The 12,822-nt window shown below is 75.3% G+C and carries 10 protein-coding genes; 5 read left to right on the top strand and 5 right to left on the bottom strand.

Features of this window, described 5'->3' with window-relative positions; all coding sequences use genetic code 11:
• Positions 1 to 1,025: regulator (locus tag GCU69_RS20515; RefSeq protein ID WP_156206833.1), on the top strand; the 1,025-nt coding region annotated here is incomplete at its 5' end.
• Positions 1,026 to 1,114: 89 nt separating this feature from the next.
• Here the strand turns inward: GCU69_RS20515 and GCU69_RS20510 are convergent.
• Both GCU69_RS20510 and GCU69_RS20505 read right to left on the bottom strand, forming a co-directional pair.
• Positions 1,115 to 2,440 (bottom strand): NAD(P)/FAD-dependent oxidoreductase, encoded by a 1,326-nt coding sequence (locus tag GCU69_RS20510; protein WP_098751571.1) that lies wholly within the window; start codon positions 2,438 to 2,440, stop codon positions 1,115 to 1,117.
• Between the two features lie 584 nt (positions 2,441 to 3,024).
• Positions 3,025 to 3,924, bottom strand: a complete 900-nt coding sequence (locus GCU69_RS20505) for a TIGR01777 family oxidoreductase (RefSeq protein ID WP_156206832.1) — start codon at positions 3,922 to 3,924, stop codon at positions 3,025 to 3,027.
• A 60-nt stretch (positions 3,925 to 3,984) separates the two neighbouring features.
• Here GCU69_RS20505 and GCU69_RS20500 point away from each other — a divergent pair, with 60 nt between their 5' ends.
• Positions 3,985 to 4,503: a GNAT family N-acetyltransferase gene (locus GCU69_RS20500; protein WP_176604615.1), complete on the top strand. Its 519-nt coding sequence runs from the start codon at positions 3,985 to 3,987 to the stop codon at positions 4,501 to 4,503.
• A gap of 243 nt (positions 4,504 to 4,746) precedes the next feature.
• Here GCU69_RS20500 and GCU69_RS20495 read toward each other — a convergent pair whose 3' ends face one another.
• Positions 4,747 to 6,063, bottom strand: coding sequence for a serine hydrolase domain-containing protein (locus GCU69_RS20495; RefSeq protein WP_156206831.1), 1,317 nt, complete (start codon positions 6,061 to 6,063; stop codon positions 4,747 to 4,749).
• 465 nt (positions 6,064 to 6,528) lie between these two features.
• Positions 6,529 to 7,047: a DUF4240 domain-containing protein gene (locus GCU69_RS20490; RefSeq protein WP_156206834.1), complete on the bottom strand. Its 519-nt coding sequence runs from the start codon at positions 7,045 to 7,047 to the stop codon at positions 6,529 to 6,531.
• A gap of 175 nt (positions 7,048 to 7,222) precedes the next feature.
• On the opposite strand from GCU69_RS20490, the gene GCU69_RS20485 reads away from it, so the two are divergent.
• A complete protein-coding gene (locus GCU69_RS20485; RefSeq protein ID WP_235978596.1) occupies positions 7,223 to 8,143 on the top strand; it encodes an SDR family oxidoreductase in 921 nt (306 codons plus the stop codon).
• Positions 8,144 to 8,172: 29 nt separating this feature from the next.
• On the opposite strand, the gene GCU69_RS20480 is transcribed toward GCU69_RS20485, so the two are convergent.
• Complete coding sequence (locus tag GCU69_RS20480; RefSeq protein ID WP_156206829.1) at positions 8,173 to 9,450, bottom strand: helix-turn-helix transcriptional regulator; 1,278 nt, start codon at positions 9,448 to 9,450, stop codon at positions 8,173 to 8,175.
• Positions 9,451 to 9,660: 210 nt separating this feature from the next.
• Between GCU69_RS20480 and GCU69_RS20475 the strand changes: the two genes are divergently transcribed.
• Together GCU69_RS20475 and GCU69_RS20470 are read left to right on the top strand one after the other, a co-directional pair.
• Positions 9,661 to 10,170, top strand: coding sequence for an SRPBCC family protein (locus tag GCU69_RS20475; RefSeq protein ID WP_098754817.1), 510 nt, complete (start codon positions 9,661 to 9,663; stop codon positions 10,168 to 10,170).
• A gap of 153 nt (positions 10,171 to 10,323) precedes the next feature.
• A complete protein-coding gene (locus GCU69_RS20470) occupies positions 10,324 to 12,633 on the top strand; it encodes an FdhF/YdeP family oxidoreductase (RefSeq protein ID WP_098754818.1) in 2,310 nt (769 codons plus the stop codon).
• Positions 12,634 to 12,822: the final 189 nt, after the last annotated feature.

Below are 12,822 nucleotides of genomic sequence, written 5' to 3'. Positions count from 1 at the left end.
TCCCCGGCGCCCCCGGCAACGGCGCGGCGGGCCCGGGGGCGCGCGCGGAGAACGCCGCCCGGGTGCCCGTCCAGGGGCGCACCTCGGTGCCGCGCCAGCGGCAGCAGCAGGACCAACTGCCGGGCCAGCGGGTCACCGCGGGCGACATCGCGGCCCTGCGCTCCGTGAGCGAGCTGTTCCGCTCGCTCGACCACGCCTACGGCGGCGGCCACGCCCGGCAGGCACTGGTGCGCTATCTGGAGCACGAGGCCGAACCGATGCTGCGCGGCACCTACGGCGAGACCACCGGCCGCAGGCTGTTCGCCGCCGTGGCCGATCTGACCCGGCTCGCGGGCTGGACCTCGTACGACATCGCGGCGCACGGCCTCGCCCAGCGCTATTTCGTGCAGGCCCTGCGGCTCTCCCAGGCCGCCGGGGACCGCTCGTACGGCGCCTACGTCCTGATCACCATGAGCCGGCAGGCGGTCTACCTCGGCCACGGCCGGGAGGCGGTGCAGCTGTCCAGGGTCGCCCAGCAGGGCGCCGGGCCGACCGCGCACCCCGCGGTCCAGGCCCTGCTGCACGCGGCCGAGGCGCGCGGGCACGGGGTGCTCGGCGACGCCCGGTCCTGCACGGCGTCGCTGGTGCGGGCCGAACGGGCGCTGGAGACGGTGCGGCCGGGGGAGGAGGCGCCGCACTGGGCGCGGTTCTTCGACGAGGCGCAGCTGGCGGACGAGTTCGCGCACTGCCACCGCGATCTGGGGCAGTACCGGCCGGCCGCCCAGCACGCGGAACGGTCGCTCCAGCTGCGCGGACCCGGGTACGCGCGCAGCAGGCTGTTCTGCCGCGTGGTGCTGGCCTCCGCACGGCTGGGGCTGGGAGACCTGGAACAGGCGTGCGCGCTCGGCGCGGAGGCGGCCCAGCAGGCCTCGGAGATGCGCTCGGTGCGGGCTCTGGAGTACGTACGGGATTTCGAGCGGCGGCTGGAGCCGTTCGCGGACGCCGCGCCCGTACGGGGTTATCGCGACCGGGTGGGGGTCCTCTGACGGGCCCGGGCGGGAAACCGGAGCTGAGGGCGGGACGGCCCGGGCAGGACCGTTCCGGGCAGGCCGCCCCGGGCGCAGCCGGCCCGCCGTCAGGCCGCCGCGCTCAGGGGCGGCAGGGCGGCCGGGGCCATGCCGAAGTCGCGCAGGACCGCGGCCGACGCCCGGCGGCCCGAGAGGTACGCGCCGTGGGCGGAACTCGTGTCGCGGTGGTCGCCGCACACGTAGAGCCCCGACAGCAGCCGCACCGGCCGCCGGTGGTCGTGCGGGGCGGGCATGGCGGGCACCGCCTCCGGGTCGTGGTGGGCGCCGATCAGCTCCCAGTCGTCGGCCGGGGCCCCGTACAGCTCGGTCAGTTGGGCGCGCGCCGCCTTGTCCAGCGTGCCCACCGGTTCCGCGGCGGCCCGGCCGAGGACCGTGGACGTGATCAGGGTGTGGCCCGACGGGGCCCGGGACGGGTCGGCCGCGCTGATCACGCAGGTGTGCGCGACCGGGCCGCGGCGGTCGCCGTCGAGCAGCAGCAGGGGCTCCGTGATCGGCGGGACCGGCGCCGTGTGGTGCAGGACGGTGACCGGGTGGAAGCCGGGCAGCCGGAGGCCGGGGAGCAGTTCGGCGGCGGCCCGGGCCCCGGTGGCGACGAGGACGGCGCGGCAGGAGATCTCGCCGTGCCGCTCGGTGACGACACCGGTGGTGGAGGCCGAGACGGCCCGCACCCCGGTCCGTACCGTGCCCGGCGGCAGCGCCTCCGCCAGCAGGGTGGGTATCGCACCGGCGCCACCCGCGGGTATGCCCAGCCGCCCCCGGGCCCAGCCGCGCAGGGCCAGATCGGCGCAGCGCCCGGAGGTGCCGAGGTCCGGGTCGCCCAGCAGGGCGGTGAGCAGCGGCCTGAGAAGGCCGTCCACCGTGCGGGCGGGCAGGCCGCGGGCCGCGAGCGCCTCGGCGGCGGGCTGCTCGGGGCGGGCGAGGATCCGCTCGGCGGGCGTGCCGGCGAGCCGGTTGAGGTAGGCGGCGAACCGCGCCTGGTCGAGCGTGTGCACCCGGGGCGCACGGGCGGCGCTGGCCAGGGCACGCGCGGAGAGCCGTGCGCCCCTTGCGCCCCGCGGTCCGGAGAAGCGGTGCCCGCGCCCGCCGCTGCGCACCACGAGTCCCGGGGCGAGCGGACGGAGCGTCAGCTTCTCCAGACCCGGGGCGCCGGCCAGCTCCCGCAGCGACGGATCGAGCCGGCGGCCGGCCCGGTCGAGCCGGAAGCCGTCGACCTCGTCGGTGGTCATCCGGCCGCCGACGACGGGGGCGGCCTCCAGGACGGTCACACCGAGTCCCGCCCGGGTCAGTTCCCGGGCCGCGGTCAGACCGGCGAGTCCGGCCCCGACCACGACGACGTCCGCCTGTTCCGCGCTGTGCCGTGCGGTGCTGAGCACGAGTCCTCCCCGAGGTCGGCTGGCTGTCCTCGCCGGGTGATTCCTGTGGACGAGCGCTGCCGTCGCTGGAGACCTCATGCCCTCATCCGGCCCAGGGGATGCCCGACTTCCGGATGAGCCTAGGGACGATTTCGTCCGTGCACAGTCGCGCACCGACCGTGCACGGGCGCACACCGGTGGTACGTCGCGCTCCCACGGAGGCGTACGCTCCGGCGGCGCCGTACGGGAGGTCTCCTGCGGGCGGCCGGGAGGTCCCTTGCGGGCGGCGGGTGGTGGCCGGCAGGTGGTGGTGGGCGGGCCGCGGGCGGCCGGATCGCGGGGCGGCGGCGCGGGTGGACGGTTCGCGGGCGGCGACGTGGGCGGGCGGGCCGGGTGCGTACCGGCCGGTGTGGTACGGGCCCCGCGGCGTGCCCCCGCCCCGTCGGCGTGCCCCCGGCCCAGCGGCGAGCCCTCGGGGCCGGAGCCGCCCGCCCGAGCCGCCCGCCTGAGCCGAGGGTCCGCCGGAAGCCCCCGTCCGGACGTCGGCCGCCCGCCCCAGGGGCGCCGGACGGCCCGGAAGTCCGGGAACGGCCGGGGCCCGCAGGTCAGAGTGCCGCCCGGATCGCGCTCTCCACGGTCGGGAAGGCGAACGAGAACCCGGAGCCGGTCAGCCGCTCCGGCAGCACCCGCTGGCTGCCCAGCACGTCGGCCGCGAACTCCCCGAGCGCCAGCCGCAGTACGGGAGCGGGCACGGCCAGCACCGCCGGCCGGTGCAGGACCCGGCCCATCGCAGCGGTCACCTCACGGTTGGTGGCCGGCTCGGGCGCGGTGAGATTGACCGGACCCGACAGCGACTCGGTGTCGACGATGTGCCGCAGCGCCGCGATGTGGTCGTGCAGCGCGATGAAGCTCCAGAACTGCCGGCCGTTGCCCAGCCGCCCACCGAGGCCCAGTTTGAACAGCGGGAACAGCCGGCCCCAGGCACCGCCGCCGGACGCCACGACGAGCCCGGTGCGGGCGAACACGGTGCGTACGCCCGCCGCCGCGGCGGGAGCGGCCGCGGCCTCCCAGTCCCGGACGAGGTCCGCCATGAAACCCTCGCCCGGGGGCGCGTCCTCGTCGACCGCGCGCTCCCCGGTGTCGCCGTACCAGCCGATCGCGCTGCCGGAGACCAGCACGCGCGGGGGCGTGTCCAGGGAGGCGATCGCCTCGGCGAGGGCCGCGGTGCCGAGCACCCGGCTGTCGCGGATCTCCCGCTTGTACGACTGCGTCCAGCGCCGGTCGCCGACGCCCGCGCCGGCGAGGTGCACGACCACGTCGCAGCCCGCCAGCCCCGCCGCGTCGACATAGCCGCGCCCGGGGTCCCAGCGGATCTCGCCGGCTCCCCGGGGCGGGCGGCGGACCAGGCGGACCGTCTCGTGACCGCCCTCCTCGTCCAGGGACCGGAGCAGTGCCGTGCCGATGAGACCGGCGGAGCCGGTGACCGCGATGCGCATGGCCGCCATCCTGCCCGGATTCCCGGGTGCGGACGCCGTTTTCCGGCGGCCGGTGGCACAGTGTCCCGCATGTCCGAGGCCCGTATCCCCGACGCGCCCGTGCGTCCCTGCGCCATCCGCCGCGCCGAGCGCGCCGACGACGTGGCGCTCGGCGCGCTGGACCGGCGCACCTGGTCGACCCTGCACGCCGTGCAGCCGCAGCCGCCCGGTCCGGAGGCGCCGTTCTTCGACGAACAGCACCGGCCGGAGGAGTTCCTCGTCGCGGAGGCCGAGGGGCGTATCGCGGGCTACATCCGCGTCGTACCGCCGAGTCCGATGCCCGCGCACGCGCACGTACGGCAGATCCAGGGACTCGCCGTCGACCGGTGGGCGCGCGGCCGGGGCCTCGCGCGGGCACTGCTCGACGCAGCGTGCAGGGAGGCGCGCAGCCAGGGCGCGCGCCGTCTGACCCTCCGGGTGCTGGGCCACAACACCCCGGCACGGCGGCTGTACGAGTCGGCCGGCTTCGAGGTGGAGGGAGTGCTGCCGGGCGAGTTCCGGATCGCCGGGGCCTATGTGGACGACGTGCTGATGGGGCGGGTCCTGTAGGAGCCGCCGGGCGGGGCGCACCGCTCCGGGCCACCGGCGGGGCGGCCGGACCGGGCGATCCGCCCCGGCCGGGGCGGCAAGGGCGTCGGCCTCGGGCCTCGGGAGAGAGGCCCGAGGCGACCGGTCCGAGGTCCGAGGCGACGGGCCCCGGGCGACCGGCCTCAGGCCCAAGGCGACCGGCCCCCGGCCGCGGGCGACCGGCCCCGGCCGCGGGCGACCGGCCCCGGCCCCGGGCGGCCGGCGTCAGGAGACCGTCGGCCGGGGCAGGAACGAGTCGGTGTTCGGGAGCGGGAACGCCGGGGTGCGCGGCACCGAGGAGACCGTGTTGTCGCCGTTGTCGCCGTTGTCGCCGTTGTCGCCGCTCGCGCCGCCCTCGCCGCTGCCGTCCGGGCACAGCGCCTGGAGCATGTGCTCCCCGAGCGCGTCGTCGACGGGGCTCGGCTCGATCGTCCCGTCCTCGTTGACCGTCTGGTACTTCATCAGGTTCATCGCGAGGGACATCTGCCGCTTGCCGTCCGGGCCGGACAGCGAGACGGTGCCCGCGCCGAAGACCCCGCCGTCGTGGCCCCAGAACCGGCCGCAGGGCAGGTCCAGGGCGTAGATCCCGAGGCCGTACCGCTCCATGGCGTCCACGGGGACGGTGCGCTGCATCTCGGCCAGCTCCGCCCGGCCGAGCAGCTTGCCGCCGAGCAGCGCGCGGTAGAAGCGGTTGAGGTCCTCCGGGGTGGAGACGACCGCGCCGGCCGTGCCGGCCCAGGACATGTCGTAGACGCTGTAGTCGCGGGGCGGGTCGATGAGGCCGTAGAACGACTCGTACATCTTCGAGTGCGGGGCCCTGATGCGCGGGCCGTCCGGGAAGTACGTGTCGCGCAGCCCGGCCGGGCGGATCACGTGCCGGGTGATCCAGCGCTGCGGGTCCTCGCCGGTGACGCGGCCCAGGATCTCGCCGGCGATGACGTAGTTGGTGTTCGAGTAGTGGCCGGGCACCTCGCCCGGCTTGCCGGTGGCCGGGGCGTCCAGGCCGAAGCCGATCAGCTCGGCCGGGGTGAACGTGCGGAAGCGGTTCTCGTCGAGGCTCGCCGTGGAGCCCTCGAGGAGCGACGGGAAGGCGCCGGGCATGTGGTCGGCGATGTGGCTGGTGTGGTTGAGCAGCATCCGGACCGTGACGGTCCGGCCCAGCTCCCCGGGCACCAGGTCGGGCACGTAGTCCGCGACCGGCGCGTCCAGCTCCAGCCGGCCCGCCTGCACCTGCTGGAGCAGGGCGACCGAGGTGAAGGTCTTGGTGATGCTGCCGACCCGGTGGTGCATGCCGGGCCGGACCGGACGGCCGGTCTCCACGTCGGCGACGCCCGAGGCGCCGCTCCACTGCCGCCGGCCGTCGCGGACCGACGAGAAGGTGCCGTACATCCCGGCCTCGTGGGCCGCGTCCAGTGACTGCTGGAGCGCCTCGCGGTCGATGCGGGGCGGGGCCCCGGCGCTCGCGCCGGGTGCCGTCAGGAGCCCTGTGGTCAGCAGAGCGCCCAGTCCGATGCCGATGATTGCGGTGCGCGGTCGGCGCATGCCGTTACTCCCCCGTGCGATGGGTCCTTTGTGCGGTGACCCTCCGATTGTCGTGGACACCGCACGGACTGATCCTCCGCCGTGAGGACGAGTGCGGGCCGTCCTCACGGAGGATGCCGGGGTCCGCGGCGGCCGTCGAGTACGCCGGGCGCGGGCGGGGGGAGGCCCCCGGGGCGCCGGGGCCCTGCCGGGCAGCCGGGCCGCGCGCGGGATACGCCGGGGCCTGTCGGCCTGTCGGCCTGTCGGCCTGTCGGGCAGCCGGGCAGCGTCGCGGCGCGGGTGTGAAGCCGAGGAGCCTCGGAGCGTGGCGGCGCGGGTGGCGGGCCGACGGGCTTCGGGGTGCGGCGGCCCGGGGCGGGAGGCCGACGGGCCACGGGACTTCGCTGTGCGGGAGGTGCGCGGGAGGTGCGCGGGAGGTGCGCGGGAGGTGCGCGGGAGGGGCGCGGGTGCCGGGTGGGCGGGCGCCTACTCCCAGAAGCGCTCCGTCAGCGCGGGGAACCGTTCCGCCAGGGCCTTCGGATCCTCGAAGTCGAGCGGTGTGCCCGCCGGCTCGTCCGGCTGGGCCGCAATCCCGAGGTCCGGCAGTTCCAGCCCGGTGAGCTGCTCGTACGCCTCGTAGGCCGCGTAACCCAGGTCCTCCGCGTCCCCGTCGGTCTCCTCGTCGAAATCCTCCAGCAGCTCCGCGAGGTCGTCCGGTTCGTGCAGCGCGCCTTCGAAGACCCGGCGGCCCTGGCCGATGAGCCAGCAGCGGAAGTTGTCGAAGGCGTCGTCGCTCGCGCCGTCCAGCAGCACCCAGGCGGCGCCCCACAGCTCCCAGCGGTAGGAACGCGCCAGCCGGGCCTCGAAGTGCCGGGCGAAGTCCAGAACGGAGTCGGGGTCCAGCATCACCAGCCGGTCCACGAGCGCGTCGGTCTGCTCCTCGGGGTCGCCGTCGGCGGCCTCGCGGGAGCTGTCGACGATCGCCCAGAACTCCGTCTCGTCCATCACGGGACCAGCATCGGTCCTCTCCTCCGGCTCCGCACGCGGAGCCGTCCGGATGCGGCCATGTCGTTACCGGGCGGAAAGACGAGCAGGACACCTGAAAATCAGACAGAAGGTGTCCGCATTGCCTGCCAGGGTCGGTCGCACGTACGGAACAGCACACCGAGAGGACTCATCCGTGAACGACCAGGGCACACCGGAGGACCGCCGCGTCGCACTCGTCGCGGGCGCCACCCGAGGCGCGGGACGCGCGATCGCCGTCCAGCTCGGAACCACCGGCGCGACGGTGTACGTCACCGGCCGCACCACCCGGGAGCGGCCCAGCGAGGTCGGCCGCCCCGAGACCATCGAGGAGACCGCCGAGCTGGTCACGGCCGCGGGCGGCACGGGCATCGCGGTGCCGACCGACCACCTCCGCCCCGAGCAGGTGGAGGCCCTGACCCGGCGGATCGACCGGGAGCAGGGCCGGCTGGACGTCCTGGTCAACGACATCTGGGGCGGCGAGCACCTGATCGACTTCCACACCAAGATGTGGGACATCGGCCTGGAGCGCGGCCTGCGCATGCTGCGGCTGGGCGTCGAGAGCCACATCGTCACCAGCCACTACGCCCTGCCGCTGCTGATCCGCCGGCCGGGAGGGCTGGTGGTCGAGGTGACGGACGGCACGGCGGAGTCGAACAAGAACTACCGCGAGAGCTTCTACTACGACCTCACCAAGTACGCCCCGATCCGGATGGCCCAGGCGATCGGCGAGGAGATCAAGGAGTTCGGCGGCACAGCGGTGAGCGTCACCCCCGGCTTCCTCCGCTCCGAGCAGATGCTCGAGCACTTCGGGGTCACCGAGGAGAACTGGCGCGACGGGGTGAAGACCGAGCCCGTCTTCGCGATCTCGGAGACCCCGGTCTTCGTCGGCCGTGCCGTCGCGGCCCTCGCCACCGACCCGGACGTGGCCCGCTGGAACGGCCGGTCCCTCTCCAGCGGGGAGCTGGCCCGGGTCTACGGCTTCACGGACACCGACGGCAGCAGGCCCGACGCCTGGGGCTACATCTCCGAGGTGGTCAACGGCGGGAAGGACGCCCCGGCCTCCGACTACCGGTAGCCACCGGTGGATGCCGGTATGACGGGCAGCTACCGGTAGCGCTCCGCCAGCCGCGCCGCGGCCTCCGCGAACCGGGCGCGCAGCGCGGCCGGCTCCAGCACCTCCGCCTCCGCCCCCAGCGACAGCAGCTGGGAGAAGGCGACGTCCTGCGACTCGACGGGCAGGGTCACGGTGATCCGCCCCTGCCCGTCCGGTTCCCCGGCCGCCGCCACCGCCTCCTGTCCCGCCACCCGGTCGGTGACGTACGGCAGCCGGCGCGCCCCGGCCTCCGAGAGCCGGACGACCACCGTCTCCCGGAGGATGGACCGGGCGAAGGCGGCGGCCCGTTCCTGCCAGAAGCGGGGCAGGTCGAAGTGCTCGTCCCGGGTGAAGCCCTCCTCGGCGACCTCGGCGGCGGCGAACCGGTCCACCCGGTAGACCCGTGGGCCCCCGGCCGTACCTCCTGAGGACGGGGCTTCGGACGGCTGGGCTCCGGACGACCGGGCCTCGACGGGCCGGGCTTCGGCGGACGGTGCTTCCGTGCATCGGGTCCTTGCGGACCGGGCCTCGGCGGACGGTGCTTCCGCGCATCGCGTCTTCGGTGACCGGGCTTCCGCGGACCGGGCTTCCGCGGACCGGGCTTCCGCGGACCGGGCCTCCGCGGAAGGGCGGCCGGGCGCCGGTCCATCGGGTGCCGGTCCGCCGGGCGTCGCCGGTCCGCCCGCCCGCGCGCCGTCCGGCGCCGCGGCCTCCACCGCACGCGCCGCCAGATACCAGACGCCCGCCTTCAGCACCAGGCCGTACGGCTCCAGGCGCCGCCGCACCTCACCGGCCCCGGCCCCGTCCTTGCGCCGGTAGACCGCCTCCAGCAGCCGGTCGCCCCACACCGCCTCGGCGACCACCGGCAGCAGCTCCGGCGTCGCGGGCTCCTGCCACCAGCCCGGCGCGTCCAGATGGAAGCGCTGCGCCGCCCCGGCCGGCGCGTCGCGCAGCTCCGGCAGCAGGGCCGCCGCGACCTTCAGCCGCGCGGCCGACCCCGCGTCGTGAAGCCCCATCTCGCGCAGCGCCGAGGGGACCCCGGACAGGAACAGCGCCTCGGCCTCCGTACGCCCGAGACCGGTGAGCCGGGTGCGGTAGCCGCCGACGAGCCGGTAGCCCCCGGCCCGGCCGCGGTCCGCGTACACCGGTACGCCCGCCTCGGACAGCGCGAGCACGTCCCGCGTCACCGTCCGTTCCGAGACCTCCAGCTCCCGCGCCAGCTCGGCCCCCGTCATCGACGGCCGGGACTGGAGCAGCAGCACCATTCTGATCAGCCGCGCCGCCCGCATCGCCCCATCATGCGACAGCCCCCGGCGCACCGTCCGCCCGGGTGAACAACCCGCCCCGCCGGTGGAATCGTCGCCTCCAGCCCGGTTGCGGCACCGCGGGGCGGGCACACGGGGACGACGACCCGGCAACCGCCGGGGCGGACGCCGTGCCCGCCGCCCGCTCCGGCCCCGTACGCCCGCACCGGCGGGGTGAGGGAGAGACAGCCCGTCATGAGCATCGAGGAGTCCGTCGACGTCGACGTGCCGGTCCGCGTCGCCTACAACCAGGGAACGCAGTTCGAGTGCTTCCCGCGTTTCCTGCCCGGCGTCCGGCGGGTCGACCGGCCCCAGCCCACCCTGACCCACTGGGTGACGACGTATCGCGGGATCACCCGGGAATTCGACACCGAGGTCGTGGACCAGCGCCCCGACGAGCGGCTGGCCTGGCGGGTGCGCGGCCGGAACCCGCGGACCGGCGCGGTGCTCTTCCGCGCCCTCGGCCCCGACCGCTGCCGGCTGACCCTGCGGGTGGACCACACGCCCGGCGGGCCGCTCCGGCGGGCCGCGTCGTCGCCGGCCCTGCTGCGCCGCCGGATCCGGCACGGGCTGGAGTGCTTCAAGGAGTTCATCGAGGGACAGGGACACGAGACGGGGACCTGGCGCGGCACGATCAGCGGCGGCCATGTCCTGCCCGGTTCCGGGCAGGACCGGCCACGGGTGCCGACCTGGCCCACCGGCTGAGGAACCCGGTCCGGCACGCGGCGCGGCCGCGCGACCGGATCCCGCGGGTCACGGGCGGCCGCCCCGGTCCCCCGCTCGCCCCGGTCGGCGACGGGGCCCGGCACAGTCCGACGCCCGCAGCGGCGTGCAGTGCAGATCTGGAGGTCGAAAGCGGTGCAGAAGCCACCGGCCGAGGAGCCGGACGACGACCGGGTGCGGATCACCCCGCCCAGGACATGGGCGGCCGGTGTACCCGCCGTCGCCAAGGCGCTCCAATACTCGCTGTCCCAGACGTCGGCCCGGCGCACCGGGCTGACGCTGCTGAACCTCAACCAGGACCGCGGCATCGACTGCCCCGGCTGCGCCTGGCCGGAACCCGAACCGAGGCACCGCTCCCGCAACGAGTACTGCGAGAACGGCGCCAAGCACGTCAACGACGACGCGACCACCCGGCGCGTCACCCGGGACTTCTTCCGCCGGCACCCGGTGAGCGAGCTGGCCGGGAAGTCCGACCGGTGGCTCAACCAGCAGGGCCGGCTCACCGAACCCATGGTGAAACGCCCCGGCTCCGACCACTACGAGCCCGTCAACTGGCACGAGGCGCTCGGGCTGCTGGCCGACGGACTGCGCGGCCTCGACTCGCCCGACGAGGCCGTCTTCTACACGTCCGGCCGGGCCGCGAACGAGCCGGCCTTCGTCCTCCAGCTCTTCGCCCGGGCCTTCGGCACCAACAACCTGCCGGACTGCTCCAACCTGTGCCACGAGTCCAGCGGCACCGCCCTCCACGAGACCCTGGGCGTCGGCAAGGGCGACGTGAGCCTGCTGGACTTCAACCACACCGACCTCGTCATCACGCTCGGCCAGAACCCGGGCAGCAACCACCCCCGGATGCTCTCGGCCCTGGAGTCCACGAAACGCGCGGGCGGCCGCATCGTCGCCGTGAACCCGCTGCCCGAGGCCGGGCTCATGCGCTTCAAGAACCCGCAGAAGCCCCGGGGCGTCATCGGCCGCGGCACCCGCATCGCCGACCGGTTCCTGCAGATCAGGCTGGGCGGCGACCTGGCCCTCTTCCAGGCGCTCAACCTGCTCCTGCTGGAGGCCGAGGAGGCCGCTCCGGGCACCGTGCTCGACCGGGCCTTCGTCGACGGCCACACCAACGGCTTCGAGGAGTTCGCCGAACACATCCGGCGCACCGTGTCCTGGCCGGACGTCCTCGCCGCCACCGGCCTCTCCCGCGAACAGATCGAGCAGCTGCGCGACGAGGTGCTGCGCAGCGAGCGCGTGATCGTGTGCTGGGCGATGGGGCTCACCCAGCACAAGCACGCCGTGCCCACCATCCGCGAGGTGGTGAACTTCCTGCTGCTGCGCGGCAACATCGGCAGGCCCGGCGCGGGAGCCTGCCCCGTGCGCGGCCACAGCAACGTGCAGGGTGACCGGACCATGGGCATCTGGGAGAAGATGCCGCAGGAGTTCCTCGACGCGCTGGAGAGGGAGTTCTCCTTCACCCCGCCCACCGCGCACGGCTGGGACACGGTCGACTCCATCAGGGCCATGCGCGACGGCCGCGCCAAGGTCTTCCTCGGCCTCGCGGGCAACTTCGTACGGGCCACCCCCGACAGCCGCGCCACCGAGGAGGCGCTGCGCCGGTGCCGGCTCACCGCGCACATCTCGACCAAGCTGAACCGCTCGCACACCGTCTGCGGCGAGACCGCGCTGATCCTGCCCACGCTCGGGCGCAGCGACAAGGACGTCCAGGACAGCGGGGAGCAGTTCCTCACCGTCGAGGACTCGATGAGCCAGGTGCACGGCTCGTACGGGCGGCTGGAGCCCGCCTCCCGGAAGCTGCTCAGCGAGGTGGCGATCCTCAGCAGGCTGGCCCGCCGGACGCTGGGGGACAAGGTCCCGGTGCGCTGGGAGCGGTTCGAGGCCGACTACAGCACCGTCCGCGACCACATCGCCCGGGTCGTCCCGGGCTTCGAGAACTACAACACCCGGGTCGCCGGACCGGGCGGCTTCGGGCTGCCGAACCCGGTGAACGAGGGGGTGTTCCCGACGCCGGGCGGCAAGGCGCTCTTCACCCGCAACGCCTTCGAGGCGCCGCGCGTGCCGGACGGGCACCTGCTGCTCCAGACGCTCCGCTCGCACGACCAGTGGAACACCGTGCCGTACACCGACGACGACCGCTACCGGGGCATCCACGGCTCCCGCCGTGTCGTCCTCGTCCACCCGGCGGATCTGCGCTCGCTCGGGCTGGCGGACGGCGGGCGGGTCGACCTGGTCGGGGTGTGGGAGGACGGCGTGGAGCGCCGCGCGGAGGACTTCCGGCTGGTCTCCTACCCGACCCCGCGGGGCTGTGCCGCCGCGTACTACCCGGAGACCAATGTGCTGGTGCCGCTGGACAGCGTCGCGGACGGCAGCAACACCCCGACGTCCAAGGGCGTCGTCGTACGCCTGGAGGAACGCGCCGGCGCCCGGGAGCCGTGAACTCCGCCGCCCGGCCACCGGGACCCGTGACCGAGGCCCGGGGGCCGGGGGCGGGAGCGAGGTCGAGTACGGGAACGGGACCGAGGACGGGAACGGGGCTGTGACCGGACCCCGTGACCGGGGGCCGTGACCGGCCCCGGGGTGCCGGGCGCACGGGCACCTGGAACGGGGCCCGCCCGGGCCCGGCGC

This window comes from Streptomyces lycii (genome assembly GCF_009735685.1).
Classification (GTDB): domain Bacteria; phylum Actinomycetota; class Actinomycetes; order Streptomycetales; family Streptomycetaceae; genus Streptomyces; species Streptomyces lycii.
This window is presented reverse-complemented; position numbering and strand designations above follow the sequence as displayed.

What these genes read in the sequence shown, in the direction of transcription:
- GCU69_RS20490 (WP_156206834.1), bottom strand. Translation starts at nt 7,047, where the DNA reads ATGGACGAGACGGAGTTCTGGGCGATCGTCGACAGCTCCCGCGAGGCC.
- GCU69_RS20495 (WP_156206831.1), bottom strand. Translation starts at nt 6,063, where the DNA reads ATGCGCCGACCGCGCACCGCAATCATCGGCATCGGACTGGGCGCTCTG.
- GCU69_RS20505 (WP_156206832.1), bottom strand. Translation starts at nt 3,924, where the DNA reads ATGGCGGCCATGCGCATCGCGGTCACCGGCTCCGCCGGTCTCATCGGC.
- GCU69_RS20500 (WP_176604615.1), top strand. Translation starts at nt 3,985, where the DNA reads ATGTCCGAGGCCCGTATCCCCGACGCGCCCGTGCGTCCCTGCGCCATC.
- GCU69_RS20475 (WP_098754817.1), top strand. Translation starts at nt 9,661, where the DNA reads ATGAGCATCGAGGAGTCCGTCGACGTCGACGTGCCGGTCCGCGTCGCC.
- GCU69_RS20480 (WP_156206829.1), bottom strand. Translation starts at nt 9,450, where the DNA reads ATGCGGGCGGCGCGGCTGATCAGAATGGTGCTGCTGCTCCAGTCCCGG.